The sequence below is a fragment of the Pseudomonas citronellolis genome (genome assembly GCF_900112375.1).
GTDB lineage: Bacteria > Pseudomonadota > Gammaproteobacteria > Pseudomonadales > Pseudomonadaceae > Pseudomonas > Pseudomonas citronellolis.
In genome coordinates, this window is record NZ_FOLS01000011.1 from 154848 (window position 1) to 181751 (window position 26904).

The 26904-nt window shown below is 56.2% G+C and carries 22 protein-coding genes; 8 read left to right on the forward strand and 14 right to left on the reverse strand.

Going from position 1 to position 26904, the window contains the following annotated elements; all coding sequences use genetic code 11:
* Positions 1-127: 127 nt before the first annotated feature.
* From BM060_RS12920 to BM060_RS12930, 3 genes are all read right to left on the reverse strand, one after another.
* Positions 128-1024 carry an alpha/beta hydrolase gene (locus BM060_RS12920; RefSeq protein WP_074980471.1) on the reverse strand — a complete coding sequence of 299 codons (897 nt, stop codon included), beginning with the start codon at positions 1022-1024 and terminating at the stop codon, positions 128-130.
* Complete coding sequence (locus BM060_RS12925) at positions 1024-3585, reverse strand: autotransporter family protein (protein WP_043317310.1); 2562 nt, start codon at positions 3583-3585, stop codon at positions 1024-1026. The genes BM060_RS12920 and BM060_RS12925 overlap by 1 nt, the downstream gene beginning before the upstream one ends.
* Positions 3586-3782: 197 nt before the next feature.
* Positions 3783-4229: a YfjT/YkfB family phage-associated protein gene (locus BM060_RS12930; RefSeq protein WP_043317312.1), complete on the reverse strand. Its 447-nt coding sequence runs from the start codon at positions 4227-4229 to the stop codon at positions 3783-3785.
* A 138-nt stretch (positions 4230-4367) separates the two neighbouring features.
* On the opposite strand from BM060_RS12930, the gene BM060_RS12935 reads away from it, so the two are divergent.
* Positions 4368-4715, forward strand: a complete 348-nt coding sequence (locus BM060_RS12935; protein ID WP_034040888.1) for a helix-turn-helix domain-containing protein — start codon at positions 4368-4370, stop codon at positions 4713-4715.
* A 29-nt stretch (positions 4716-4744) separates the two neighbouring features.
* Here the strand turns inward: BM060_RS12935 and BM060_RS12940 are convergent, their stop codons facing one another.
* From BM060_RS12940 to BM060_RS12965, 6 genes are all read right to left on the reverse strand, one after another.
* On the reverse strand, positions 4745-5080 hold the full coding sequence (locus BM060_RS12940) for a hypothetical protein (protein ID WP_043317315.1): 336 nt from the start codon (positions 5078-5080) through the stop codon (positions 4745-4747).
* A gap of 84 nt (positions 5081-5164) precedes the next feature.
* The gene (locus BM060_RS12945; RefSeq protein WP_043317317.1) at positions 5165-5347 is read right to left on the reverse strand and encodes a hypothetical protein; all 183 of its coding nucleotides are present in this window, start codon (positions 5345-5347) and stop codon (positions 5165-5167) included.
* A 46-nt stretch (positions 5348-5393) separates the two neighbouring features.
* A complete protein-coding gene (locus tag BM060_RS12950) occupies positions 5394-6314 on the reverse strand; it encodes a recombination directionality factor (protein WP_043317319.1) in 921 nt (306 codons plus the stop codon).
* A 79-nt stretch (positions 6315-6393) separates the two neighbouring features.
* On the reverse strand, positions 6394-7398 hold the full coding sequence (locus tag BM060_RS12955; protein ID WP_043317321.1) for a YqaJ viral recombinase family nuclease: 1005 nt from the start codon (positions 7396-7398) through the stop codon (positions 6394-6396).
* Positions 7399-7524: 126 nt separating this feature from the next.
* Entirely contained in the window at positions 7525-7926 is a 402-nt protein-coding gene (locus BM060_RS12960; RefSeq protein ID WP_074980472.1) for a hypothetical protein, read from the reverse strand.
* A 155-nt stretch (positions 7927-8081) separates the two neighbouring features.
* Positions 8082-8996, reverse strand: a complete 915-nt coding sequence (locus tag BM060_RS12965; protein WP_236695221.1) for a DUF932 domain-containing protein — start codon at positions 8994-8996, stop codon at positions 8082-8084.
* On the opposite strand from BM060_RS12965, the gene BM060_RS33320 reads away from it, so the two are divergent.
* On the forward strand, positions 8883-9119 hold the full coding sequence (locus BM060_RS33320; RefSeq protein WP_236695222.1) for a hypothetical protein: 237 nt from the start codon (positions 8883-8885) through the stop codon (positions 9117-9119). The genes BM060_RS12965 and BM060_RS33320 overlap by 114 nt on opposite strands.
* A 28-nt stretch (positions 9120-9147) precedes the next feature.
* Here the strand turns inward: BM060_RS33320 and BM060_RS12970 are convergent, their stop codons facing one another.
* The 5 genes from BM060_RS12970 to BM060_RS12990 form a co-directional block, all read right to left on the reverse strand.
* Positions 9148-9420, reverse strand: a complete 273-nt coding sequence (locus BM060_RS12970) for a hypothetical protein (RefSeq protein WP_003150493.1) — start codon at positions 9418-9420, stop codon at positions 9148-9150.
* Between the two features lie 259 nt (positions 9421-9679).
* Positions 9680-10051 carry an AAA family ATPase gene (locus tag BM060_RS12975; RefSeq protein WP_043317328.1) on the reverse strand — a complete coding sequence of 124 codons (372 nt, stop codon included), beginning with the start codon at positions 10049-10051 and terminating at the stop codon, positions 9680-9682.
* A gap of 517 nt (positions 10052-10568) precedes the next feature.
* The gene (locus tag BM060_RS12980) at positions 10569-12581 is read right to left on the reverse strand and encodes a DUF3732 domain-containing protein (protein WP_255314681.1); all 2013 of its coding nucleotides are present in this window, start codon (positions 12579-12581) and stop codon (positions 10569-10571) included.
* 8 nt (positions 12582-12589) lie between these two features.
* On the reverse strand, positions 12590-13054 hold the full coding sequence (locus BM060_RS33325; RefSeq protein ID WP_052267817.1) for a three component ABC system middle component: 465 nt from the start codon (positions 13052-13054) through the stop codon (positions 12590-12592).
* Entirely contained in the window at positions 13054-14205 is a 1152-nt protein-coding gene (locus tag BM060_RS12990) for a hypothetical protein (protein WP_052267819.1), read from the reverse strand. The genes BM060_RS33325 and BM060_RS12990 overlap by 1 nt, the downstream gene beginning before the upstream one ends.
* 735 nt (positions 14206-14940) lie before the next feature.
* Between BM060_RS12990 and BM060_RS12995 the strand changes: the two genes are divergently transcribed.
* The 6 genes from BM060_RS12995 to BM060_RS13020 all read left to right on the forward strand — a co-directional run.
* Positions 14941-16170, forward strand: coding sequence for a Druantia anti-phage system protein DruA (locus tag BM060_RS12995; RefSeq protein ID WP_043317331.1), 1230 nt, complete (start codon positions 14941-14943; stop codon positions 16168-16170).
* A gap of 18 nt (positions 16171-16188) precedes the next feature.
* Positions 16189-17859, forward strand: a complete 1671-nt coding sequence (locus BM060_RS33830) for a competence protein CoiA family protein (RefSeq protein ID WP_043317334.1) — start codon at positions 16189-16191, stop codon at positions 17857-17859.
* Complete coding sequence (locus BM060_RS32420; RefSeq protein WP_043317336.1) at positions 17856-19733, forward strand: hypothetical protein; 1878 nt, start codon at positions 17856-17858, stop codon at positions 19731-19733. Before BM060_RS33830 ends, BM060_RS32420 begins: the two co-directional genes overlap by 4 nt.
* 10 nt (positions 19734-19743) lie before the next feature.
* Positions 19744-20805, forward strand: a complete 1062-nt coding sequence (gene druD, locus BM060_RS33835) for a Druantia-type antiviral defence protein DruD (protein WP_043317338.1) — start codon at positions 19744-19746, stop codon at positions 20803-20805.
* The gene (locus BM060_RS13015; RefSeq protein ID WP_043317340.1) at positions 20805-26339 is read left to right on the forward strand and encodes a DEAD/DEAH box helicase; all 5535 of its coding nucleotides are present in this window, start codon (positions 20805-20807) and stop codon (positions 26337-26339) included. Before druD ends, BM060_RS13015 begins: the two co-directional genes overlap by 1 nt.
* A gap of 328 nt (positions 26340-26667) precedes the next feature.
* Positions 26668-26904: transposase (locus BM060_RS13020; protein ID WP_143096589.1), on the forward strand; the 237-nt coding region annotated here is incomplete at its 3' end.

Genomic DNA, 26904 nt, shown 5'->3' on the forward strand with positions numbered 1-26904 from the left:
CTGGGGAAAAATGGTCTTTTTCCAAGAGCAGCACGCGCAGGTGAGGGTGAAGGGTGCGGGTGGGATTGGCATAGCAGTCATCCCGTGACTATTGGATGACGCCAGACTGCCAGCAGGTCGCGACAGATCATGTCGCTTCACTTGATCTGAGTCTTGGCTGAACACAAGGCGAAGGTTGTCGTGCTGGAGTGAGGGGCTGTACCCAACGCTTCCATGCGACTTCCCAGCCGGTATCGTGGCTTGCTCCCGGTATATGGATACATTCGATATGAGAGGGGGAGCCGAGGGCTCGCCGGTAAAGGTCTAGCAAGCGACTTGGAATAGCGGTGTCTCGCTGTCCAACTAAATGCCGCTGAGGCAACGACACGAGTTGACTACGATAGTCGAGCGGATCTAGCGAACCGTCGAGGGGCGAGAGCCCTTTCATTTGTGCCCAAAGCCGTGGACTGAGGTTGCCGGCCAGAGTCTGGACCTGAGCAACATCCTCCCGTTGGGCTGCCAGCAGCAGTGCCAATGCTGCACCTCCGGAATATCCCACCAGCTCGAATTCCCGATTGCCATAACGCTGCTTCAGTTGGTCTAGTGCCTGACTGAGGCTGGTGACGATTTCCTGGGAAAACCGCCGATTGGTCCAGAGCGAGGGTTCACAGGCCGGTGCGGCGACGAGCTGGCAAGGCCGCGCCAAGTAGGCATTCGGCGTTGGATCGTCCACTGCTAGCCGTGCTACCAGAAGGTTGTGTGGACTCGGATCCAGGCTGGGTTGTGTCGCCGTGGCCCAGGCATGGCCATCGCCTTCCAAGTAAACGCGCAGGCGAGCTGTTTTCGCTGTGCCCTGCGGTACCAGTATGGCGAGCGGGAACGGTTGCCCCGGCAGGATCTCTAGTTTCCGCCCATGCTCATCAGCCAACTGCTGCAGCGCTTCGCGAGGCGACTGGCAGCCGGCGAGGAGGGCGCCGACCAGCAGCGCCGTCAGGACTCGAAGAAAACCGGCCCACGTGCGTGGGCCGGAAAGGTAGTGGCTCATCAGAAGTCGTAACGAACCTTGGCGGTGAAAGTATCGGCGTTGAAGTCGGTCTTGCCGGTGTAGTCGTAGCTGACCCCGACCGTGACCGCACCCAGATGGTAGTCCGCACCGACACCGGCTTCGTAGCTGTTGCGGACTGCCTTGGCACCTTGGCTCACGAAGGGCGTGCCACCCAGTGTGAAGGTCGAGGTGCTCTGGGCTTCGTCCGCGGCGAAGTCATGGTAGGCCATCAGCTTGGCTTGCGGCTGCAGGTTGCCATTGCCGACCAGGAAGTCGCCCGCCACACGAACACCAGCACCCAGCTCCGCCACTTCGTAGCGTTGGCTATCTACCTTGAGCGCCGCCGACGACCCTTTCTCGTGGTAGCCGTCGATGTCGACGCGCGCATAGCGAGCGGCCAGCCGCGGCTCGATCAGGACCTGCTCGTTCAGGTGGTAGGTGTAGCCACCGACGACGTTGGCCCCCAGGACCTGGCTGTCGTAGTCACCCTTGGCTGTGGTGCCGGCGATACGGCGCTTGCTCTCGTTGTCGTTGAGGCCATAGCTCAGGTTGGCATCGACGAAGTAGTTGCCCTGTTCGAAACCGCTGTAGAGGGTCAGCGCATTGCCATCGACGTCGGTGGTGTTGCCGTTGTCGCTGTTCACACTGGTGTGCAGGAAGCTGTAGGCCACGCCCAGGGTCAACCGGTCGGTGAGCTTGCCGTCGGCGCCGATGGCGATGCCACGGCTGTAGGCGTTGAAGCCGGCGACGCCATCACGCAGATCCTGGTTGGCGTCGCTGTACAGCGCCTGGGCCCAGATGCCGGTGTTCTGCAGCACATCGCCCGAGGACTCACCGCGCAGGCTACTGGTGCGATTGCCGGTGACGTTGCTCATCAGCGTCTGCCCACTGGTGGCCGCCTGGGTCGCACCACCGTTCACCTCAGGAGCGAGCTGCTCCGTCAGCTTCTTCAGCGCTGCCGGATCCTGCGAGGCATTCACGTAAGCCTGGAACACCGGATCGTTGGGATTGCTCTGCGCCAGTCCAGTAATCACCTGGCTGAAGGCCGCGCCTGCACGTTGGGCGTTGGCTGAACCGCCAATCTGACCGATCACCTCTCCGACTTCGTCCTGGCCCTTGGTGCTGACCTTGGCCAGGATCTGGTTGTCACCACTGCTGACGGTGTCGACGTTCAGCAGGGCCGAGCGGCTGGTTACGCTGACGCCGTCATTCAGCAGGGTGCCGGCTTGGACCAGGGTATAGGTCGTGCCCTGGGCCTTGAAGTCGCTGCCCTGGGCTGCCAACTGGATCTGCGAGCCCTTGGCGAATTCCGCCGTGCCGGAGACGGCGACCACGGCCTTGCTCGGATCCGTGGCCGTGCTCAGGTTGAGCCCCAGCGAGGAGTTGCCCGCCACATCCAGGTTGCCCTGAATCGTGGTGTGCGGCTGAGCGAATTCCAAGTGTGCCGGCGTGTTGCCGGTATCGCTGCCGACATCCAGCCAACCGGCGTCCTTCAAGCGGATGTTCGCGCCATCGGTGCTGGCGTCGGTACCGCTGAAGGTCACGTCGCCGTTCACTTCGATATTGGATAGGTCGATCAGGTTGCCGGTAATGCTGCCGGCGTTCCAGACCAGGTGCACGCCACCACTGGCCTGGGAGGCATCGATGGCTTCGTCCTGGGAAATCAGGTTGCCGCTGTTCTGGATGACCAACGTGTTGCCGGCATTCGCACCGTCGATGTCGAAGGCCCCCACCTCGATGGCGGCATCGTCAGCCTGGATGGTGCCGGTGTTGAGCACCTGTACCGGCGCACTGGTAAAGCTCACGCCGTCGAGACGCAACGCGGTTGCATCGTCGCCGTGGGCCACGATGCTGCCATGGTTCTCGATCCCGCCGAGGTCCACCCGATCCGGACCACCGTTGTCATCATCATAGGTGGCGAGAACACCCGTCGAGCCGGCGCCGCTGACCTGGATCAGACCATCGTTGATCAGCTTGCCAGCGATGGTGCCGCCCTTGAGCTGGATGCCGGTGGCCTCTTCGCCATCGGCGAGGATCTTGCCGCTGGCGGCGTTGACCAGGTCGCCCTGCAACACCGACTGGCCGGCGAACTTGAGGCCACGGATACCATCGCCCTCGAGGACACCGCCGGCCACCTGCAGGGTGCCTTCATTGACCAGGTTGCCGTGGATGATGGCCGGATCGATCAGCAGGCCGGTGACGCCCGCGCCGTTCACCGTGATGTTGCCCTTGTTCTGCAGGTTGCCGAACACCTCGGTCGGCGCGCCGATGGGCGAGGGAGTGTCATCATCGCCGGCGTAGGACAGGTCGACGCCGTTGAGGTCATCGCCCGTGGCCTGCACCTGGGCGTTGAGCACCAAGTCGTGATTGAAAGTGTCGCTGTAGAAACGAAGTGGCTGGTCGCTGCCAGTGAAGCTGCCGGTGACTTCGGTGCTGTCGGTGTAGGTGTTGCCTTCGCTGTCCAGCCCGCTGTTGGTCAACGTCAGGGCGTGTGCGGCGAGGGGTAGGGCACTGGCGGAAATCGCCAGGGCGAGCAGTGTCTTGCGATATTTTGGAGTCATGAGTGCTTTATCCCTAAACAGTATTTGGCGATTTGTTTTTTTATTATTTGTTTTGCGGAGACCTCTTTTCGAAAATAAAAAGTTGGGTGGTGAATGCGCAGCCAAACTTGGCTGCGCAGTTGGTGGAGTGATTGGTTTGGTTTGATGAGGATCTTTCTTATTCTTTAACTGCGATGCGACAACTTGCGTCGTTCTGCCTACCAAGCAGAGCGACAGAGGTTTTTCTTGCTGGTCAGGGGTTGGAGAACCTGGGGAAGGTTCTGGGTCGGGAGCCTCACCGTCTGGCCGCCGGCGCTGAGTTGCAGGGTGCGGGCCTTGCGCAGCGCGGCCCAGAAGCCCGGGAAGCTGGAGCTGCAGGCTTCGCAGTCGGTGTAGAGGGGGTTGCTGAAGGTGGTGCCGTCGACGATGACGTCGAAGCCATCGCGTTCGGATGAGTACTGTTTTCCGGCGATGGTGGCGTAAGCGGAGACCGCGCTTTCTCCATCGTCTGGGCAGGTGATGTTCAACTGGTTGCCGTTACCGTCGTCGATCAGGTGTTCTTCGACACCTTGGGTGTAGCTGGAAGTCCATTCAGAGGTGCCGGCAAAAGCGGTGCTGGTGGCCAGCCAGCCGAGGAGAGAAGCCAGAAGCAGTTGCTTGTGCATGGGGACAATCCCTGTATCGAGTGAAGAAAGATCACCAATAAAGTCGAAAATCAACCTTTTGGGGTGATTTTCGACCTGTGGTGTTCTTCATGTCAATGAGGCGGTGCTCAACCATTCAGGTTGAATGGGAGAGGCATCATGTCTGGTACGGATCAGAAAGCACTGGCTGAAGCGGTAGGACGGGCTATTGCTAAGCAGCGCATGCGCTGTGGGATGACGCAGGACGAAGTGGCGGAGATCCTGGGCGTGGGGAATGAGGCGGTGTCACGCATCGAGCGCGGAATCGTCATGCCCAACATTGCCCGGCTGTTCGAGTTTGCGACGATCTTCAACTGCAATGCGATGGAACTGCTGAGCGAGGCCAGCTTGCGCCCGGATGACCAGGCCTCGCGGATCAGCGGATTACTGAATGCCCTGGAGGAGAGCGACCGTCAGTTGGTCGTAGAGATGGTCGAACGGTTAAGTGAGCGACTTAGTCGCGGGTGAGGGGTGCCACTTCAGCCAGCAGAATTGAGTTAGCGGCGTGGTAGGGGTTCTTCGTTGTACTTCGCTCCGCAGCGGAGGCAGAGGCAGTCGTATTCCATGAACTGAAAGCGGCGTACATCGCGAATGAAATCGCCGGTACTGTTCCAGTTCGCCGCCGCGCCGCATATACCATCGAGCATCAGGTTGAACGCGCGCTCCAGCGGACTCTCGCAATGCAGGTCCGAGGTGATCGGCTGCTGCCGGGCAGATGACTGCTGGATGCCGCGCAAGAAACCGTCCAGCGTGCCCATCAGCCGAGCCAGTGCTTTGGCGGCATCCTTGGACAGCACCACGGATGAGTTACAGATCAGACACCGTGTGATCATGGTGAGTGCTCCTGTTAGGCGGAAAGTTGGGATGAGAGTCGGCGAGTAGGAGCCCTGATGGCTCCTGCTTATGCCGCCAGGGGACTAGAGGGAAATGTGGAGCCCGACCCGCTGGAGGAGTCGGTGGAACAGGATCAGTGCCAGTACGATGGCCAGTGCCAGCGGCCAAAAGCGCAGCATGAGCACCAGCAGCGCAACGGCCATCGCGCAACTGGCCAGCACGCCGATGAACACGAACAGCAAACCAATGAAGCGCACCAGGTTCATGGCGCAATCCTCCTCGTAGATTGAGTGATGGGTGATGCCGCGGACATCAGTCCGCGGCGTGTTGGGCCCGGGCTTCGGCACGGGCTTTCAGCAGCGTCGACAGGGTGGGTTTCGGCGTGGTGAGCGGTTCCGCTACTAGCGCGGTCGAAGGCGGCGATTCAGGAGCCGGCTCCGGGAAGAACTCTTCGGTGATGGCCCCCGTTTCCTCGTCACTGTCTTCGAAAGCGCCATTGGCAAAGCCCAGCCGCGCAGTGGCATCCAGCGCCACCTGGTCGAAGCCGGAGGCCTGGCGCGCTTCATCGAGTTCCCGGGCTTGCAGCAAGGCTTCCTCCATCGAAAGGCCACTGCGCACCGTGATATCGACGTAGAAGATCGGCGAGCCATGGCTTTGCCGGGTGGACTTGCCGCGCAGACGTAGCTCCAGCGGCAAGCACGCCAAGCGGTTGCCGGAGATCGCCTGCAGGTACTGCAGCCGCGCCACCAGGGTACGAATGCTGTTGAAGCCGGTGGTGCGGAACACGAAGCTGCCCAGCGGATCCTCATCGCCAATGGCGACGTTGAGGCGACCGTAGGGCTTGCACGCACCGCCCTTGGCCAGCGGACAACCATCCGGCGACGGGCAGGGCAGCGAAGCGATGCAGTCCTGGCCACGGCGCCTGCAGGTCTCGCCATTGCCGACACACAGCGGCCGTCCGGACTGCCGATCGAACAGGCAGTACTCGGCGCGGAAGTTCAGCTCCGGCGCGTTGAACAGCAGACGGATCGGAATGCTGCGGATCTTGCCGCCCTGCGCTTTGCGCAACTCCTCGTCCAGCGGATGGGGCAGCCAGCCATCGCGGAGTTGGACCTGCGACGTGAGGGTGAATTGATCGTCCTTCTCCGGCAGGCGCTTGCCGTTCTTCTCGACGACCTTGCCGATGGAAATCCGCCCGAGCACCGGCGGGGTAATGGCCAAGCCTTTGAGCATGGTGGTTCTCCAGTGGATGAATAAAAAGGACCACCCCGGCGCAGGGGAGACGCCAGGGTGGTCAAGGGGGGAAGCGAAATCAGGTGATCAGGAAGCGCCGGCTGCCGACCTTGGTGGTGGGGTAGCGCGCCAGCAGGTAGGGCTTTTCCTTGAGCAGCCGCGACACATCGAGCACTACGCTGTCCTTGGCCTTGCGCCAGGACACCGCGCCGTTGGCGAACAGCGCCCGGCTGGCATCGCCCATGGCCTGCTGCAGTTGCTGCTTCAGCTCGGCCTCGCGCTTGCCCTGGAGCTCCAGGCTGGCGCGCACCATCTGCAGTTCATCGAAGGCAGCCGACAGCAGCGGATCCTGGGTGAAGTCCAGGGTGTGCCCCTGGTCCTCTGGATACAGGCAGCGCAGGGCCTGCTCCGCCGACTCGGAGCCATCCGCCGGCGGTGGCGTATCGCGTTGCACGTAGTTCCAGAAATCGCGCTCCAGCTCGATCAAGCGGGCGATCAGCTCCTCGTCGCGCTCGATGCGATGGATCTCCAGGTGCTGGCCGCCGAGCAACACGGCCACATCGGCCGCCTGCTTGCCAGTGACCGCCAACTGGTGCATCACCTGCAACTGCACGTAGACCGGCACACCGTCCTTCCACAGACGCGCACCGTTGATGCCGGCGGTCTTGCATTCGAGGATCTGTACGTCGCTGGCGCCGATCACCTCGCGGTCGATGTTGGCCAGCATCCAGTCCAGTTTCGGATCGGGATGCTGCAGCACGGCATTGATCCGCCGTACCCGGTTGCCGGTACGCCGGGTATAGTGGTTGGCGACGATGGGCTCGAGGATGTTGCCCCAGTAGGTCGGGCTGTCCTCGTCGTTCGGATCGCTCTTGGGCAGCCCGGCATCGCGACCGGTCTTCTCCAGCCACAGCTCCAGCTGCGACTTGTAAGGGTTGAGGCCGACTGCGGCTGCAGCATCCGAGCTGCCGATGCCGTGCTTGCGTACGGCCAGCCAGTCGTCACGGGACAGATCCTTGGTGCCGACCAGGCGCAGGGCAGGGCGTTGCCGTGTTCTGTTGGATGTGGAATGGGCGTGAGTCATGAGGATTTTTCTCCGGACATAAAAATGCCCGACCGGCGGAACCGGTCGGGCATCGAGTGAGGGAGTTGGGGTCGTCAGGCCATCAACGGGAGGACTGCATCCAAGCAGTGCTGCAATCCCTCCCTCTTAACGGGCTGCACCACCGGCCATGGCGGTCACCGGCTGCCGTCGCCGTGCGTGATGGGCACGAACCTTCTCGCGCCAAGTGGGCGAGAGTTCCTTGGCCATGTCGAGATAGCGCAGCGGGCAACTGTAGTAGTACGGCGCCATGGACTCATCCATGACTTTGTAGCCCCACTCACCGCCACTGCGTTGCAGCAGATCACAGCGGATGTAGCGCATGGACTCGCCAGGTGAGAGGTCTGGGTGGACACCTGTAGTTTTCGCCGTCACTTCGGTGACCGACCACAGCACATTGCCGCGCAAGGTATGCACAAGCACACGAACACTGGCTCGTGCCGTGTCTTCGGGGCGGATCAGATCTTGGACGAGTTCTGACCGGGTTCGGGATGAGAACAGCCAGCCCATGAGAGAGGCCTCCAATGAAACACCGAGGCCCAACTCCACGGGAGCGGAACCCCGGCAGGTGGAAGGGAACGCCCAACGTCGTGGTACCTGCGAGCGACTGCTGTCATCGCAGAACCGGTTGGGCGAAGAGAGATAACGGAAGGAGGGAGCGGCCGTCAGGCCACCAACTGCAGGGCCGCATCCAGGGCACGTTGCTTGATTACCGCCCCCTGGCCGAACCAGGCCGAGTCCATGCGGTACTCGTTGCTACGGGCACGGCGCTCGTGGTCGACATACTCGGTGACGGCATTGAGCAGACCCCAGGCAGTGCCGTTGGCGGCTTCCAATTGCGAGCCGCGACCACGGCCTTCGTACAGGCTTTGCACCCGACGCAGCGCGCGTTCGTTCGGCAAGGCATCCGGCAATGGGTTGTTGGGCTGGGCATCACAGAGCACCTGCATGAAGTAGCCCATCGCCTCGTGCCACTGCACCTTGCGCTCGGCCAGATGGCGCATGCGGTACATGAACTCGTCCCATTGCGAGACGGCGATACCGAGTTGCTTCTTCACCGCCTGAGCATCGAAGCGGGTGCTGTGCGGCACCTTGATCGCCCGGGTAGCGCCATCGACGGCGATGGTCAGGGTGTTGTTGCACACCACCCGCACCGTGGTCGGTGTTGCCGTGGTGGCCAGGGTGCCGTCGCAGGAGGTGGCCAACAGCAGGTAACCGTTGACCAGGTCGTTGCCCTTTAGCGAGGTGTTCTGCCCGGTGCGTGCCAGCGCCCAGAACTTGCGACCGCCCTTGAGCACGCCGGCGGTTTCCAGCTCGTAACCGGAGACCTGGGTGAGGTCACGGTAGAACTCCAGCACTTCCTTCGGCTGCACCACCTGGTAGCGCTGGGAGACCACCGAAAGCGGTGCCTTGGTGTCGGAGCGGTAGAGCACCTTCTGTTCGGGGAAGGAGTGAATACTGCCCAGATGTCCGACTGCGTCCGCTTTGAAGTGGACGGGGCTTTCCTGGATTTGCCAGTCCATGCCAGCTTCCCGCTGCCAGACTTCCAGCGGTTGTTTCGGGGAGAGACGACTGCCCAGGCCATGCCAGGGAGCTTCGCCGACATAGGCCATACGTTCGATGAGATGAGCCATGATGAGTTTCCTGTGAGCAATAGCCGGCATAAAGCGCTGCGCGAAGCGCAGCACCGGCGGAAGGAATGAAAGGGGAGGGAGCGAAGAACGAAGCCGATCAGGTCGGCAGGTTGAAGCGATGCCCGCAAATCAGGCAGAGGTTGTTGGCGAGCACGTGGCGATCCAACTGGTCGCCGAGTTGGGCGCCGAGCGCACAGCCGCCGACACCGCCTGCCAGGCCGCCAAGAATGGCGCCGGACAACGAGCCGAGGGTAATGCCCAGCGGGCCGGCAATGGCGCCGACTGCTGCGCCGGCCTGACCACCAGCAAGAGCGGCGGAAGCGCCACGCGCTGCGCCACCGACCGTGCCGACCAGGGCGCCGATCTTCATGGCGGGATGCAGAGATGCGATTTTGGGGGAGTTACAGCGAGGACACTGCAATGACATGGCTGGAGAGCCTCCATGATGGGTATGTCAAAGCAGTGATGTAGAGCTGTATTTTTTTTGAATCGAATTGTTGTGTCGCGCGAAGGGATCTACGGGGGCTGTCGATCCCAAACAGCCGTGAGCTTTGTACCGAAGGCACCTCGCGGCCCGATTAGTCCGCGCGATATACGACATCTGTTAGTTAAGTTCGTGCTACTGCTCTCTACTGGGCCTCTGGTAGCCCCATCTTCAAACGGTAGTGCTCTGGATGGCCTACCGCCTGAAAAACAGCCTCCAGCTTGGAAAGGTAATAGGTGATGTTGAACTGGCCCCAGCCGATATGGGCGATGTTCGTCTCGTCCCAGTGGGCCCCTCGGTTCAAAAAACGCTCCAAGGGCCGGAATGTCCCATCTTCCGCTGACAGTTGTTGCAGGATGTCTTCAAACCGTTGGGCATTGCCAGTGAAGGCAAAGAAGTTCTCTAGGATGTATCGCATGGGGTTGGGTACCACCTGGATGCGCACCAATCCTTCCTTGGCGTCCCGCATGACACGCCAGAGGGCATCGTAGTCATTGGCAATATCACGGGCGTCCATCGGCACTACTTCTTCAATGGAAAGGAGATACGTCGAGACGTCTACAAGGCTCAGCAGCTCGGTGAGCTGTGGGAGCGGATCACTCGGGACATGGCAACTACAACAGTTGCAATCATGATAAGGGGCGGTACGAGGGCGAGTGTGGTATCGGCATCGTTTACCGGAGCGACCTGGAGGTCCGACCCCATGTCCACAAGGCGATGCGTTACCTGGTCAAGGATGTTCAGCCACTCCGGTTGAGCCCCGAAGGGGCTCGATGCATCCGGATGGGTATATGTCGATAGTCAAGAGCTGGATAGCACCTAATTAGCGACCTGCTAGTTGAGGAGTGGCCTTTGTACTTCGGGAAAATTTTGAGGGCGGTTGGTAACGGATCATGCTCATCCTCGAAGGATGAGCATGATCACCGCTGATTAGAGGCTTTGGAATATTCGAAGGTGGTAGCACGAGAAAAATCACCTTCGGTTCAATTAGGTCCTGAGTACCAAGAGTCTGATTTTGGTTGCAGCGTGGCCTATTATGAACCTGAGGGCTCTGGAGTCACTCGGTCACCAATGAATCCTGTATCCCGCCAAGTAGCCCTAACAAAGTCATGGAACTCAACGTTGTTGGCTAGCTCTAGGTCGTCTACATGATCAGTGATAATCAGTTGCGGCCGAATACCGGTGGCTTGATAAGTATTCTCGCAAAACTCTACAAACTTATTAAACATGTTGGTCACCGCGCTCATATCGTGATCTACACTATTTTCTCTTCCTGCAGTCGCGGCTAGCTCTTTCGGTTTAAAAGATTTGCCATGATCGATTGTTGAGGGGAAATATACCTGTGTAGGTTGATCGAGGAAAAGAATAGGCGGAATCTTACACCCATTCTCATGCATCAATGCGAATACGGAATGAAGCGCCAAAAATAGTGTTAAATGGGTATACAGCCAGTTTGCACCACTGCCCATGGAGCGTAAATAAACGTTACCCATATCGGGGCTTTCATGCCAGAGATCGAAGCTTTCAAGGTCGAACTTAAGATTAATTGGTTTATAGGCGGCTTCGAAATCGAATTCCGCCCCGATACGAGCCATTTCACTATCAATGAGGTAGCTCAAATCTCTCATTTTCGACTCAACTTGGTATGCGTCAAGCTGCGGTCGAAGTTCTTCGAGCTTTTCCTTTATTGTCTTCCTGGTGCCTTCGAACTCAGTTTGCGGCTTATCCAAGTAGTTCTCAATTAGAAGCTCAAGGCGATGCTTGATGCGAAGAGCTACCTCGTCAACCGTCTTCTTATTCTTGAGCTGATCTATCTGGCTAGTAATTCCCTTGATTCGCTTTTGGATCTCTGAAAGATTTTCCTTTTCTTCATCTAGCTTTTTATTAAGCTTGGTTTCTTCCTCTTTAAAACTTTCTCGCACATATGAAGATACTCTCAGCTCGCTATTCATCCAGCCGATAGCGTGCGATAGCTTATTGGCCTCCAACTCTAGAATTTCACTTGGTGCGTCACAGAATGGACAGTGAGATTCGCTTACCTCGGCGTACTCAGGTACAGGGATGGATCCAATGGTGCTTTGATAGGTTTCAGTAAAGCCAATTGATGATCGGACAGCAAAGATCTTGTCCTGAAGCTCACGCACCACTGCTGTTTGTGCTGCACGTTTATCGTCCAATAATCTTTTTTGCTCAGCATATGTGTCTGCTGCGCTATCAATTCGAACATTCGCGTCCTTGATTTTTTTCAGCGCAGATTGTGCATTTGCTACAATTTGGGCGGCCGTTAAGCTAATTAGGTCCGTCCCGCTCACGATCCTATATTCTATTAAGAGTCCTTCAACTGCATTTTGGAGTCGGATCTTTTCTTCTTGCCGCTTAGGGATCTGAGCTTCTATTTTTTTTAGCTCAAGCTTCAGCTCATTGTAGTTTTGGGCGAGCCAGAAATAATCTTGATCTACTACTCCAAGAAAAATCTTGAAATGATCAATTACTTGTTCTCGCTTTGCCTTTTCATCGAATCTGTAAAATAAAGCGTGTTTATTGGCTACTAGGTTCTGGTGTTGTAGCATGTATGAGGCAAAGCTTCGAATAGAGGGAGTTCCACTCTTCTTTACTCCATAGGTCCTGGGGCCCGTATCCTCGTCCACGTCTACCAATGTTATAGCGAAGAATCTTCCTAATTCCTTCTTAAAATCTCTCAGCGGAAAGTAACAGCTTGGCCGATAGAAGTCCTTTTTCTTCATCCCCTCGAGAATATCTTTTAGGGAAGCCTCATAGAACTCTCTGAGAAATAATCGATCACTAGTACGCTCCCTGCAAAGCACTAGCAAGCAGGCTTCCATTTCAAGGATAGTAAAGAAGATTTTTCCTCGACTGGTTATTATGCCCTTAGGAATTGTGTCATCACTGTTGCCAAGACAGAAATCAAATATTTCAATTATGGCGCTCTTCCCCATCGAGGACTTTCCAGTAATTATGTTTAGTCCGGGAAAGAACTCGACGTGATGAGCTTGGTTGTCATGATCGATAACACCAATGGCTTTCACAATGCATTTCATAACTGCGTCATCCCTAACAACTTGTATATTTGAGGTGCGTCACTATCTTCAAAGAGCCGAGCTAGATTGCGTGCAGACACCAGTTGGGGCCTGATGCCATCCGGGCAATAGATATTTTTCCTGACTGGCTGCACAGTCAACTCGTCATCAATCCGTAGATGTTCGGAGTTTATAAGGCTAAATAATGCCTGGTTAGTAGCTTGACGGAGCAAAATAATTCGCTTGTGAATGCCGGCTACACGCGACTTTTCCGAGCACATAGTTCGGAGGGAGTTGCGATCAGTAATTCGGTAAAGGTAAGCGGATGTAGGTTGATGTAGCACGAATGGCAAAACCAGATAGCTCAGAAGAATATTTCTAGGGGCTTCGTGTACATTTAAATAGAATGAATGTAGGATGGGCGCAAGAATCAATGGGCTACGATGAAGTGTATGGATATGATCTGTGGTTGTAAGATCCATTACCAAAGTCTCCAATGTAACTTATCCTCGCCTTTCTCATCCACTTCCTCTGCCAGTATATGCAAAATCCCGTTGCGAAATTCGACTGATGTGCTGTCGAAGCCTGGAAATGGATCTGCACTATCGCCACATCGTGTATCAAAGAAACTTTGGGACGCTTCGCACCAGTCTTCTTGAGCCAGTTTACTACACCGACGAACCTCGGCGCGACGTAAGCTAGCATGCCGATCCATCTGGTCTTTTTTGTAATTATCTACATCTTCCTTGTCGACGGTAAACCGTTTGAACTCATCAAGGATTGTATGGGTTGCCACTATATGATGCAGAATGGCGGTGGACACCATTGAGCCATACTCAATTTCGTGAAGCTTTTTTACGAAAATTCTTTCAGTGTAAGATGGGTCTTCAGCTATTTTAATGAGGTCACGAGAGTTGATCACTGGAAATTTTCGCGAATTGCGAGAATAGCGCGCTCGCAACGTTGCAATCTTCATGTCAAAATCTTCGTACGAAATCTTCCAACCTTTCTCTATCATTCCAGGTTCTATTAAATAACCAAGTAATGCCTGAAAATAGTCATCTCGCTTGGTTGGATCTAGGCCTATCCCAAATTTCGACTTGGCCGCATTGGCTCGATCTACCAAGCATGGTTCGTTAGATATAATGGAAATTTTTTCCAATATATCCATGAGCTGATTGCGCCTCTCGTCAGCCATCACAAATCGCTGTGCAGAAACTGTTTTCGACGGCTTCTTTTCTCCTGTTTTTTCGAGCCGTAACTCGCAAGATTCATGAACCGATTTTAGAAGAGCTATCCGCTTCGAAAGATTTAGCTCGTTCCAGTGTTTTATCTCGGAATTTACTCCAAACTTCTGAGTTGTCAGAAGTATTAGCTCTGAATAGTAATCAGCCTTAAACCTTGGCGCCAACCAGTTCTTCAGCGTATTCCAGAAGTTTATATGGCCGTCCGTTAGAGCATCGGCGAAGTCTTTCACTTCAACTTGGGATTTACCCTCGGTACTCACATCCCCGAATCGCTCCAGCCATAAACTTTGACCTTCAACAAGAGAGTGGCAGTATTCGAGTGTTACGGTCAATTGATAGGAGATCGCCTCAATTAATCTGGTAGCATCGTTCCGCTGCTTTTCCACGAGTTCCTTCCCTACCTCACCTTTCAGTAGCTACGTATCAACAGTTTTTGCGAACACTCAATATGCTGCTGACTAGAGATTATTTTCTGTATGTATATACAGGTCGTCAGGTCGAGGGTTCGGATGGCCTTGGAGATATCTGTATATTTGTACAGTTGCATCTTCTACATGTCGGATTGTAGCGTGCCATCATATCAACATCAAAAGGCTATGCCTCTGTCGCGCCTGAGGTAATGAGCTGCGGAACTGGTGATGAACTCGTCTTTCGTGATTGGAGGTGGCACTTGTCACATCCTCGATCAATGCCAGTGGTCATCTGGCTTGGTCCAGGGGAGGACGGCGAGACCTATCATTCAGCGCCTCACAGCTCTAGGAGTGAAGAGCGTCGAGTGGGCGTTACTGAGGAAGCTAGTCGAGAAGTTGTGCAGTCCATTCACGCAGCAAGCAGTTGCGGAACTGGCGGTGACGGTGCCTACTATCTGTCTGCAAAGATGCCTCGCTCTGATTCTGGCAGGCCTAGGCGGCGCGAGGCGACGGTTACGCTATATCAGCGTGTAAGACCGAAAATTCGGTCCCCGGAAATGTGCCGCCCAAACTAGGGCCGTAGGGGCTGGTCGGTCCGCAACCTGATCGCTGTCGTCGTCCTTTTGGAAGCTGTCAACCGGCGACTCTAATGGCGCATGCTTCGAGAAACGTTCAAAATGGGCAAATTTTGACTGGGATGCAAAGCAAAAAATGCCAAATGGCGATACAACAAGTATTGATGTCGACTCTCGTGAGGAGGATCTAAAGGAAAAGTTACGGGAGCACCTGCACTCTCTTGGCTTTACTAAAGCTGAAAAGGGAGTATTGCAAGCTCCGGGAAACACTAAGGAGGCGATCCGCTCTCTCCACAGTGCGCAGCGAGAGGAGAAGCTCTCAGCTAATGAGAAATTTGTCTCACTAACTGGCCGAAAACTGATGAAATTCTTTGCGTCCGGGGCGGACATTGACCCGGAAAAAATTTCACCGGTCCTTGAGCGTGTTTCATCGGGAACGCAACAAGGTGAGCTCTTTCGGCTTGCATCTTTGTTGTGGTCTGTTCCCGTTTCAAACGGGTTTGGTAGGCGTCTCCGTTACCTTGTCTGGGATGAAAATAATGGGAAGCTAATAGGGCTAATTGCCATCGGTGACCCTGTGTTTAATCTTGCTGTGCGGGATAGGTTTATTGATTGGAATATTCATGATAGAAGTGCGCGGCTCGTAAATCTAATGGACGCCTACGTGTTAGGGGCCCTCCCCCCGTACAATATTCTCCTGGGTGGTAAGCTTATAGCATGCTTATTGCGTAGTCGTGAACTTTATGATGATTTTTCCACTGTATATGGTGGTATGACAGGTATCATCTCCGGGGAGGTAAAGAAAGCTAGGCTTCTTGCGATAACGACGTCGTCGTCAATGGGGAGGTCATCAGTTTACAATCGTCTTAAGCTTGATGGAATAAAGTACTTAGAGTCTATTGGGTATACCGATGGTTGGGGGCATTTTCATATCCCCGATCAATTGTTTTCGGAGCTTCGTAGTTACTTGCGTGATATTGACCATACTTACGCGGATCAGCATGCCTTCGGGCAAGGACCAAACTGGCGTTTGCGAACTATGAAAGCAGCGTTGTCTGCGCTTGGCTTCAAACAAAATCTAATGCGGCACGGTATCCGGCGCGAGGTCTTTATATGCCAGCTGGCCAATAACGCGACAGAAATTCTGCGGACCGGAAGAGGTCAGCCCGACTTGACATCGCTCCTGTCTGCAAAGGATGTTGCCGAGCAAGCAGTGAGTCGCTGGATGATACCTCGTTCAAGGCGTAGACCTGAGTATCGAGACTGGATGCCTGGGAATCTTATTGACATGTTTGGAAATCAGGCGCGAAATCTACGTGCCCAGATAGAGGAAATAGAAAAGCATAGGAATATTGACTGGCTGTAGGGATACAGGGAGGGGAGAGTGGAGTATGCTTTCAATAAAATAACTGGCAGATTGGAGTCGGCGGCGAAAGTATCGTTTTCCTGGGTTTATATATGCCCAGTCTGTAAGGCGAGGGTTTCTCACCGCTCCGGTGTGAGAAGGAAACCTCATTTCGCCCATTGGCCTGGAATGGGATCGCCTGAGTGTGAGATGTTTGTTCCGGGCCTTCACGGGCAGTATATCCACGGACAAGCCTCTGCCACTATGGAGAAGCAGAGGATGGAGCTCCGCTTGGTGATCCCTCCAATAGGGGCCGATCGTGCTGGCTGGTCGCTCGAACTGGTGCTGCCCCCATGTCGCGAATGTCCGGCTATGCTCTCGCTGGACGTGGGGGGAAGAGTCCAGACGCTGAATATGCGTGGTATGCAGGAGCGCCGCCGTGTGACTGTTGAGCTTTCTACTGCCCCTTACTCTATAGTCGAATTCAGCGGCAAACCCGACCCTTCGTTCGTCCTCAGTGTGGATAGAGAGTGCCGAGGGTTACCCGCCGTAGGAGCTGCGGCCTTCACCGCGTCGGGCCGAAGCGAACCTCGAGGATTCCCACGAACACAGGAGCTAAGAGCTTCGGAAGCCTTTGCTCTGCTGTGGAGGGAGCCTGCTAAGCCAGATTTTCCCGATGAGTTAGTGATCGATAGATTTCCTGGGCGACAAGGATGGAATCTAGCTCTAGCCACATTTCCTGATGAATTATCCCCAAGATGCGCCGATTGGTTGCATTCATTCACAGGGCTGCCAATTGCACCGCCCGTGCCCGCAATCACCGCTGTTTGGCCATTCTTTACTAGGAACGCAAGTGTCAATGTGGTTGAGAGTGTCAGGACAAGCGTACTCTTGCTAGCAGCGAAGATGATGCCGTTGGAACAGTCGGATCAAGGTCCGACAATGCAAGTCCAAAGTGGGTCCTCAAAGTATTCCGTTCTAGGAAAGGAGCGATCGCCAGCGTTTTTTGCCCTTAAGACTGACGGCGCGCAGACTGTAAAAGTTTCAGATGCGAACAATCCAGGGATTGAAGAGTTCGTATCCTTCACCCTTAATCCAGTGCGCTCTCAGTGGCTCCCCTCTGTCGAACTGGCGTTCACGACACCAATGGGAGTTCACCATGTTGTTCCTCTGCATCAACGCAGGTGTACAGATATGGTGGCTGAGGCCCGGACACATGGGAGGGGGCCAGACTATCTATCGATGCCTCCTGGCGCGACGGGAGTTCTCCGCATAGATGGACCAATTGGGCGATTTGTGACAGCGCTTTCCTCTGGGAGTGACTCTTCTCCTCATAGCCGTCATATGCGTCTCCCACCGCCTGACGTACTGACGAAGATAACTTCCGCCTTGGCCGACCCTGCATGTCACGTAGAGATTGAATTCGGTGGTTTTGGGCGATTGCGCGTCGCCGGCACTTGGACATGTTCTTCAGTAGGACTCCGTAGTAAGGAACTCACTCCGGCCCTGCGATCGAGGTTGCTTAGTTTCATGTTCCAGTTGCAAATTGCTTCGCCAACAACAGTGTGTTCTGACGACAACTCGCTAGTTGGAGTCTTCGCTGCTGTGAGGCCCGAAGCGTCGCTCATCCCGCATTATCGTTCGCTGGTAAAGGAGATCCTTGCCTGCGGCTTTGAAATTAAACGTTTGGGAGAAGGTGCCTCATCATGAGTTACCAATACAGCCAGGAGGCAAAACAGCGAATTTCTGCATTGGGACAAACCGTGGTCGCCGAATTCATTGAGGAAATTCCTCATGGATTGCGCAAGACAATCTATAACCGTTTGCCGCGCATTCAAGGATTCAGACCAGGCACACCTCCCGAGTTCAAGGAGAGACAGAAACGTCTAATAGGACATCTGATCCATCCGCAAACAAGCCTCAAAGATGCATTTGACTGGAGTATCTTCACCCAGCTTTGGGAGGCTTGGGGTATGGGCCGGCTGGGAGGTTCCATTCCACAAGGCGACAACTCCGAGCTTACTTCCGACGCCGGTCCTTCCTTCTTGAGGGAGCTCGCTGAGCGTTTTCCGCGTGCCGCTAAAGAGGACGTAGAGCGATTATTCATTTTCAGTTGTTTTCCAGACCATCCTGATGTCGCAATAGCACTTGCTTGTTTCCGCTCGGCTTCAACTCTGGCACGCGATCAGATGATCGACGGCCTGCCGACCCGTATTGAAGACATGGAGCAACGCTTTGCAGTTGCTGAGGTTGCTGCTGCGGATCAGGCCAACCGCATTGGGCAACTTGAAGTCACAGCGGCTTCTCTTGTCAGAGGTATTGAGGACTTCGCCAAGAACGTTAGTCAGAGTTCCAATGCAGTGTCCGACTTGCGGATGTCACTGGATGCGGAATTCGCACGTTCCGAAAAGACTGAAAAAGTTATTGATTCGCTAAGCGTTGCCGCTAAGCAGAACGCTGACGCTATCGCCGCCGTCAGCATCAAAGCCGATGTCCTTGAGGAAGGCGTGCGGGCGCTTGTGGTCCGTGGAGAGAGGTGGGATGAGGTCGCAACTGACATAGCAGCGCTGAGGGTGGCTGTCGAAAGTCTTTCAGCAGGCGAAGCTGATCAGGCAGAGACGGCTGAGACCGTTGGCATACTTTTGGGAAGAGTCGCTGCCCTTGAAAGCATCTTGGTGGGAAGTGGTGCGGAGTCAGGAACAAAGCAACGGGTTAGATTGCTTGAGAACAAGCCGGAGGGAGCGTTTGTCGCCATTCTTTCTATCCAAAACGCCTGTGACCTAGTCGCTTCGAATCTTCAGGCGACCGGCGTTGCGAGAGGGGCAACAATCGCCGCTGCTCGCCAGATAGTTGCAGCTCTTGCCGCAGGCCAAATGGTGCAGTTCTCTGGGTCGCTCGCTGACTTGGTGGCTGACTCTGTGGCCGCAGCTATCGGCGGGCCGATTTTCCATGAATGGCGAGTGCCGGTCGGACTTATATCTGATGAGGCTGCGTCCGACTGTGTCGAGATTGTTGCAGGCTCGTCAGGTTGCCTGCTTCTGAAGGGGGCGAACCTCTCAGCTTTTGAGGTCTACGGTGCTGCTGTTCGAGATATTGTCGTACGACGGCAGTTCACCGGGTCTAGCTACGGAGGCTTTGCTCTAATCGCCTCTTGGGCGCAGGGCCCGGCCGCGTTCCCTGATGGAGGCACGCTTGCTGAACTGGGGCCCGTATTCGATACGGATGCTCTTCCGATGCGCGGAATTTCCGCCAAGCTACCCCAGTTGAAGTACGGCCGACTCGCGAAAGAAGCCTGGCCACAGGTCGATGGCCTTGAAACTAGCGAGACGACTCCAGTTACGAGCCAGTTGGGTGAGCTTCTGAAGGAAGCAGGCTTTGAAGGCGGCAGTTTATGGCGGCGCGTGTCTAGCCGTGCATACGCGGCTCTCAGGGCGATACCAGGCGGAAAAGCGGAGGATGATCTCAATTCGCTGCTTGTCTCATGGGCCGCTCCATGGGCTAGAGCCAACGGAGGTCCTGTTAAGGAGATCATTCAAATCGCTGAACGCGAGTTGGCCAACGGGCGAGCAGACATGACAGTTTGAGGGCGTGGCGATGGAGTGGCAGGCGGTTTCCTTAGAGGGCGCGCGTAGGGGCGTCGCGGCGGGGATAGGCTGTAGGCGAGGAGGGGAATGCCTTCGGATATCCGCAGTGTCGGAATGCTTGCGAGCGGTATCGCATCTTTGCTCCGCCCCTAAAGGTAGTCAGGGAGAGTGGGAGCCTGCTGCCTCGGTTCGTCTCTCCGGTATGGTACGACGTAAGTTGGTTTCGTTGTGGCCAGATCTTGCTGCCGATGGAGTGGATACTCAACCTGGAGTAATAGGAATACTTAATAGTCTTGCCGATCTGGGAGACATGGTCAGACTCGAGGGCGGCAGGTGGCTTGCGGCGCCAGCTCACACTGTTCGAGCAGGAGACGGGTTAGCTGTGCTGCTAGGTGGGGGGCCAAAGGAAATACTCCCACAAGCGGTGAGGGCATCGGCAAAGACTGAGGGTAGGGTTCGGCTGGTGGAGACCGCTGCTTGCGAAGGCTGGGCAGATATGTGGGAGGCAGAAGAATGGATCGGAGCCCCCGCCGAAGGGCTTGAAGCATGGTCAGCGCGGCTGCTGGCTGAGGCTACGACTCGACTGACGGACGCTCCTGACGACATGGGTGAGGTCTCCGTTTACTTGACGCGTGAATGGGTCAGACTTACGGATCTGCCGGCCGGCGAGGGACCGATTTTACTCTGCAGAGTGCGCAGTTCGGGAGCGGCCGGGCCGATGTTTTCCTATTTCATTGGTGAATTTGTAAGGAGTCGCCTGCGGAGGCTTAGTGGCATAGATTCCCAGGATGCCAGACGCTTTCGCTTTCATCTGGATGCACGGGCAGGGCGCTCTATCCGCATCGTCGCTTCAGTGTCTCAGGGCTCGGTGAAACTCAGACTAGGGCGCCGCTTGCCAGAGCGTGAGGCAAGGGTACTCCTGCTTGGCTGGCAGGTCCCCGCGCCTGATGGGGGACATCCTGGTGTAACGCATCACATGTTTCCCGTAGAGACTTTACCGATCTTGCGTAAGGCATTTGAGGGGCTTCGGATCGTACTGGACGAGCGTTTGGGCGCAGGGAGAGAAAACTGATGACCGTTATGTCGAAAACTGTCGAAGCAACAGGCGTCCATGAGGCAGCGAGGAGTCTGGCAGAGAGTCTCAGGCAATACATTGAGGCTCAATATCACATCCGTGATGAGGGGCTTATTAAAGAGCGCCATGCGCTTCTTCGAAGGGATGCAACCGTCGCCCAAGTCCCTTATGTGGAAGCCACTCCAGTCTATAAGGTGGGTGATCCCTACGACAGCCTGCCGATCCCTAATGCTGCCGTCGACGCACTGACCCAACTGGCGGGGATGGGCGTCGGCCTTTACCCCCATCCCTACGAGCACCAGTCGGAAGCACTCGTGTCTTTCCTCGGCAATGAAGCAGCCGACCTAGTAGTGGCTACTGGTACCGGTTCTGGTAAGACCGAAAGCTTCCTTATGCCTGTTATTGGTAAGTTGGCAATCGAAGGGGAAGAAAGGCCAGCGTCTGCTGAGCTTCCAGGCTGCAGGGCGATGTTGTTGTATCCGATGAATGCCTTGGTCAATGACCAGCTTGCACGTATCCGGCGAATGCTCGGCAACCCCGAGGCTGCAAAGGTCCTCTCAAAGGGACGAGCGAGGCCCATACGTTTCGGCAGCTATACGGGACGCACCCCCTATCCAGGACGCCGATCCTCCGTGCGGGATGAACGATTTATCAAACCTCTTTTCGAAGAGTTTTATCGCAAGGTCGCAGAGAAATCGGCAGTCCGGATGGAGCTGGAGCGCATCGGCCGCTGGCCCAGTAAAGATCTGGATGCCTTCTATGGGCGAGAGCTGGCTCAGACCAAAACCTACGTGTCGGGTAAGAAGGCTGGCAAGCAATATATTGCCAATAACTGGGGCCATCGGCTTGTTACGCAGCCCGGTGACCGTGAGCTCATGACCCGGAACGAGATGCAGCAGCGCTGCCCGGAACTGCTCATCACCAACTACTCCATGCTTGAATATATGCTCATGCGCCCCATCGAGCGGGGCATTTTCGAGCAGACTAGGGATTGGCTCAAAGCTGATCCCCGGAACGAATTCATCCTCGTTCTCGACGAGGCGCATATGTACAGGGGGGCTGGTGGCGCCGAGGTCGCTCTTCTCATCCGGCGCCTCTGCGCCCGCCTGGAGATACCCCGTGAACGCATGCGTTGCATTCTAACCAGCGCGAGCCTTGGTTCAGGCCCGACTGCAGTCGAGGACGGTGAGCGCTTCGCCCGGGATCTAACTGGCTTGCCAGACGGTTCCTCTCGACGCATCAGAGTGATCCAAGGAACCCCTGAGCCGCGTTCTCTCCCTCGTCCCGCCACGCGCGAAGAGGCCGAGGCGTTGGCGGAATTCGATCTTGGGGCCTTTCAGAATGCCGCCAACGACCTCGGCGCCGCACAGATGGCCGCGATGGAACTCGCCGCACGTCTGAACTGGCAGGTGCCAACCGCAGGGGATCATGCATCATTCCGTGACTGGCTCTTCGAGAATATGACCGACTTCGGTCCCCTTGAGACACTGATCGCGACGGTGTCGGGCAAGGCGGTTAGGCTCGACACTCTCAGCGAGGCGCTCTTCGGCGAATCTCCACCTGACACCGCAGCGCGGGCGGCTGACGCCTTGCTTGCTTTGGGTAGTTATGCCCGGCGGCGCTCAGATGGTCGCGTATTGATACCGACCCGCTTGCATCTTTTCCATAGAGGGCTGCCTGGGCTTCACGCTTGTGTGGACCCTGAATGTTCGCAAAGACTCGGCGGCCACGCCGGCCCCACTATCCTAGGGCGCCTTCATACGAAGCCGTTGGACCGGTGCTATTGCACGTCGAAGGGAAGGGTCTACGAATTGCTCACCCACCGCGATTGCGGTGCCGCTTTCGTCCGCGGCTACGTGAGTTCCGATATGGATTTTGTATGGCATCAGCCGAGTGGCCCATTGTCCGAAGGCGGTACTATCGAACTCATTCCGATTGAGATATTGGTCGAGGAGAACGTTCATCCACGCAGCCGCCACAAAGACATGTGGCTTCACGTTCCAACCGGAAAACTCTTCCCAATCTGCCCCTCTGATACCTCGGGCTACCGCAAGGTAAAAGTACCCGACAAGGTCGCCGCAGGCCAGGTCGAGATCGCCTTCGACGAATGCCCTGTATGCATGCGCAGGACCCGAAGCTCTAAGAGCGAGCCCTCCAAGGTGATGGACCATGTGACGAAGGGCGAGGCTCCATTCACTGCGTTGGTCCGCACGCAGATGGCTCGCCAGCCGGCAAGTCGCACTATCGATGCAAAGCATCCCAATGGCGGTCGAAAGGTACTCATCTTCTCCGACGGCCGCCAGAAGGCTGCCCGGTTGGCCCGCGACATCCCCCGCGACATCGAACTCGACGTGTTCCGACAGGCAGTTGCGCTCGCATGCGCGCGACTGGAGGCAATTTCCCAGGAGCCGCGACCTAACCGTAATTTCTATCTCGCTTTCTTATCCATCCTCTCTGAGCATGACCTTCTCATTTTCGATGGGCAGGATGCGAAGAAGATCGCTGCCGCTCGTGCCGAATTCGAGCGCGACTGTGAGGGAGACCTGAGGCAAGCTCTCGACGATGATTTCGAACCATCGGAAACGCCACCCGCACGGTATCGGATAGCGCTGCTGAAGCTTTTTTGCAGCAACTACTACTCGCTGTCGGGAACAACCGTCGGCTTCGTCGAGCCCGCACGAGCAAAACTCAGGAAGCTCAAAGACGATATCAAGGCGGCAGGGATCGCTCTTGGGGACGAGGACGTCCGGGCACTCGCAGTTGCCTGGATAGATGCACTGCTCAGGGAGTTCGCATTCGACCCGTCGCTGGACTCGGTACTCCGCTGTAAGGCGGCCGGTTACTTCAAGCCGGATTGGGGAAGCAAAGGGCAGTTCGACCGGGCCTTCGCGGAGGCCCTTGCCCGTCGCCCCGGTTGGGGGAAGCTCGCCGTCGAGGCTATCGAGGCAGCGTTCCGCAGCCAGTTGGCGTCCGAGAAAGACAAAGTCTGGTTCCTTACTCCGAACACACTCCGCCTACGAGTCGACCTTTCCCACGTTTGGGCTCAGTGTCCAGATTGCACAGCCCTCATGCCTCTCGCTTTAGGTGGGACGATCTGCCTCGCTTGCGGAGGCGAAGGAGTCAGACTAGTTGATCCCCTGGTGAGCAATTACGTGGCCGCCCGTAAGGGCTTCTGGCGCCTGCCGGTGCAAGAAGCTCTCGCTTCTGGCGCTCGGCTCTCCAACTTGAGCGTCGAAGAGCACACAGCCCAACTCTCAAATCGGGACCGCAGCAGCGTCCACGCTACCACCGAGCTTTATGAGCTTAGATTTCAAGACGTCCTTATCGAGGATTCCGACAGGCCGATTGACGTGCTCAGTTGTACCACCACCATGGAAGTTGGCGTCGACATCGGTTCTCTGGTCGCGGTAGCACTGAGGAACGTTCCCCCCCAACGTGAGAATTACCAGCAACGTGCCGGTCGTGCTGGCCGTCGCGGTGCTTCGGTCTCGACTGTCGTGACGTATTCCCAGACCGGGCCTCACGACAGCCACTATTTCCTGAACCCCGAGCACATCGTGGCTGGGTCGCCGCGTACACCCGAGGTTAAGGTGGATAACCCCAAGATCGCTCGACGTCACGTGCACGCTTATTTGGTCCAGACCTTCTTTCACGAACTTATGGGGCAAAGGGGCTATGGTCCTGATGAAAAAACGTCAATGCTTGAAAAGTCGCTCGGGCCGACACGACAGTTTTTCCATGGGGCACGGGACACTGGTCTAAACCTAGAAGGATTTGGCGATTGGGTGTCACATCGCGTCCTAGCCGCCGAGGGTGATCTGAGGGCATCTATCGCAGCATGGCTTCCACCGTCCCTAGATACCGGCGGTCGACCGATCGAGGAGTGGCTCGCGGAGGTGGCAGAGGAGCTCCTGACGACTTTGCGTCGGCTCAGCGCAGATGTTCCATCACCTGCTGTTTCGGAGGACGACGGAGAGAATAAGGAAGTTGAGGACAACGAAAACGCGGGACCGAATCTAGAGCAGGAAGAACTCCTGGAGTTTCTTTTCTTCCATGGCCTCCTACCGAGCTACGCGTTTCCCACAAGCCTCTGCAGTTTCTTGGTGGAAAAGCGCGAGAAGAATCTCAAAGGCATTTGGGAAGTTCGCACGGTTCAGCGGCCACAGCAGTCGATTTCTCAGGCATTAAGCGAGTATGCCCCCGGGCGGCTGATCGTTATCGATAAGAAGACTTACCGTTCCGGAGGCGTGTTCGCTGACCTTCCAACTGGGGAGGTGAGTCGGGCCAGACCGCTTTTCGCAACTGCGAAAAAGCTCGTCCATTGCGAAGCATGCTCCTTTGTACGTGATCCCCATACGGCCCAGGGAAATGATAGTACTTGTCCTGTTTGTGGCGGAGCGTTGAAAGAGGAGACGATGATTCAGCCAGAAGTCTTTGGTCCCGAATGCGCCAAAGAACTTCCCGAGGACGACCGCGAGCAAGATATCACGTTCGCAACGATGGCGCAGTTCCCGCAGCCCGTTGATCCGGAGGTATTCACCTTTAGGCCGTGTGGGCCAAATGCTAGTTTCACTCACGCGACCGACCGCAGGCTAGTAACCGTCAACCGAGGCAAAGAGGGTGGTCAGGCCAACGGGTTCTCGGTATGCGTCGAATGCGGAGCTGCCTCCGTCTTCGACCAGTTCTCGCCGGCTGGTGGGCCTCACGAACGCCCCTACCGCTACCTCGGCCCGCAGGGGACTCCACAGCTATGCTCTGGTGAGTTCCGACGTGTGCTTCTTGGTCATGACTTCACAACTGATTTATTGCTGGTAAGGCTGAAAGTCGCCGCTCCGCTAGTGACCGACACCAGTGACATAGTGACACTACGAATGCTGGAGGATGCGCTTCACACGATCGCAGAAGCCCTCCGGCTCGCTGCGAGCCGCCATAGGCAATTGGACCTTGATCCTGCTGAGTTTGGTTCCGGTTTCCGTGTTGTCCCCGTTCTTCAAAACGAGGCTCGGATGTTGGACATATTCCTATACGATACACTCTCGGGGGGCGCAGGTTATGCTGAAGTGGCGGCGAGAAATCTTCCAGAGATCTTGGTGGATACTCTTATTCTGTTGGAGAGTTGCACCTGCGACACTTCATGCACTGAATGCCTAGACCACTTCCACAACCAGCACATCCAAGATCGACTCGACAGGAAGCTCGGCGCGGCGCTTTTACGCTACGGAATATTCGGTGAGGAGCCGCGTTGCTCCCCTCCAAATGTACAGGAGGTCACTCTGTCCCAGTTGTGCGCCAGTCTTGAGTTGGACGGCTTCCGGTGCTTGCCAGGTGGTATGCCTGAAGCCCCCATGCTTGTAGAGCATGGAGGGCATCGAATGGCCTTGGGGTCCTTCCCTGGACTAATCGGTCGGCCGGAATTCGTTCATGCGGTCAATAACGCACAGAATGTCCATGGCTACTTAGCATTGAACGAGTACCTGCTCAGATCCAACCTGCCGGATGCCCATCAGCGGGTTCGGAGCTTTTTCCGTTAGTCACCGGAGTCCGTGTCTTTGGGATATGTTCTAGGGACACGTCATCTGAACGGCGAGCCAGGCCATTTACCTCGATTTAGTTAGTGAGCGACTCAATTGAATCAAGGGGTTTCAGGTAGGGTCGGGGAGTTATGCGAAACAAAATGGTATATCGCCAGTTGCGCCGTCCATTTATAGTCATGTGGCATAGAAGATGATCAGAATACATGGGGAAAACGACAATTCGCCGTAAGCGCCCGGTGAACACACCTTCCGAACTCCAGCATTAAGGGCGATGGTGTCCGCGTATTTTTAAGCGGACGCGATAGCCCTTATCGCCGGGATTTCCATGCGCCAACGAAGCTCTTACCCCAAACCGTTCAAGGCCCAAGTCGTGCGGGAGTGCCTGCAACCCGGCGCGACCGTCTCCAGCGTGGCCATCAGTCATGGCATCAACGCCAACGTAATCCGCAAATGGTTACCGATTTACCGTGACCAAGTCCCAGCACTGCCTGCATTCGTACCGCTGCCGCCGATTCCCAAGCGGCAAGCGGATGAAACGGTGGTGATCGCCTTGCCGCTGGGT